The 1209-nt window shown below is 68.8% G+C and carries 1 protein-coding gene; it reads left to right on the top strand.

What is annotated here, in order from left to right; all coding sequences use genetic code 11:
• Positions 1–125 precede the first annotated feature (125 nt).
• Positions 126–1169 carry a DUF4192 domain-containing protein gene (locus D477_RS19850; protein ID WP_005274540.1) on the top strand — a complete coding sequence of 348 codons (1044 nt, stop codon included), beginning with the start codon at positions 126–128 and terminating at the stop codon, positions 1167–1169.
• Positions 1170–1209: the final 40 nt, after the last annotated feature.

The following is a 1209-nucleotide window of genomic DNA, read 5'->3' on the forward strand; positions in this document are numbered from 1 at the left end:
CGACGGCCACAGCTTCGCGCTGCTTCGCCAGCAGGCAAAAAACAACGGGGGAGGGAAGGGCACAAGCCGGCTGGTACAGATCCGCTGCCCGACTCCCCGCCACCTCGCCAAAGGAGACACAAACCATGAACAAGAAACTCACCGCCACGACCGGGGCCGACCTCATCAGCTTCGCGGCCCACGTTCTCGGATTCCAGCCCAGCGAATCCCTGGTCGTGCTGACGTTCCACGGGACCGGCAGCGGCACCACGTTGCGCCTTGACCTGCCGCATTCGGGCCAATGGCCGCGGGACTTCGCCCAGACCGCCGCCTCGTACCTGTGCCGGGACGAAAACGCCGACGGGAGCATGTTCATCGTCTACACCGACCGGCTGCACCACGACACCGGGCTCCCGTACGAGCCCTATATCGACGCACTGCGCGAAGAGCTCACCACAGCAGGAATGCCGATCCGCGACGGATGGATCGTGACCGGCACCGGCTGGGCGACCTACCCATCCACACCGGGACACAACAACCCCGCACACCTCGTCTGGCAGGACACGGCCGCGATCACGAACAGCGTCATCAACTCCGAACTGATCTACCTCGGATCCAGCCCCGCCCCGGCGGCCGAAGTGCCCGCACCGGCCTGCCTCGGCACCGGGAACGAGGCACGGCGCATCGCGGAACTCGCCGCACGGTACGAAACCACCGGCGTCTGGGACCAGTCCACGGAACCGATGCTGACCGCCCGCCGCACGTGGGCCGCAGCCCTCCATAACGGAACCGAACCCGACGCGACCGAGGCCCCCGACCTGGCCGGCCTCTTCCAGACCCCGGCCGTGCGCGACCGGCTCATGGCCGACCTGCTCAGCCCGGCCGAGGAACCGCACGCCTACAAACGGGCCTTCTTCGCAGACATCCCGACCGCCCCGGACCAGGCCCGCCTTCAGACCGCCGAGCGGATCCTGATCCAATCCCTCCGGTTCACCCCGGGCCCGCACCGGGCACCCCTGCTGACCGTCCTCGGCTGGATCAACTGGCTCAGGGGCAAAGGCACCTTCGCCGACCTCTACCTGGGCAAGGCACTCGAGGCCGATCCCGGCTACCGGCTGGCCGAACTGCTCCGCCAGTACTTCGCCACCGGCGCCCTGCCGAAGATCGGCCACCGCACCTCCACCCGCTAAACCGGCAACCCCGCCGGCCCGCCCCGACGCTCCCCGGGGC

It is taken from the genome of Arthrobacter crystallopoietes BAB-32 (assembly GCF_000328305.2).
Classification (GTDB): Bacteria; Actinomycetota; Actinomycetes; order Actinomycetales; family Micrococcaceae; genus Crystallibacter; species Crystallibacter crystallopoietes_A.

Coding starts and splice junctions, on each gene's coding strand:
- D477_RS19850 (WP_005274540.1), top strand. CDS start 126: ATGAACAAGAAACTCACCGCCACGACCGGGGCCGACCTCATCAGCTTC.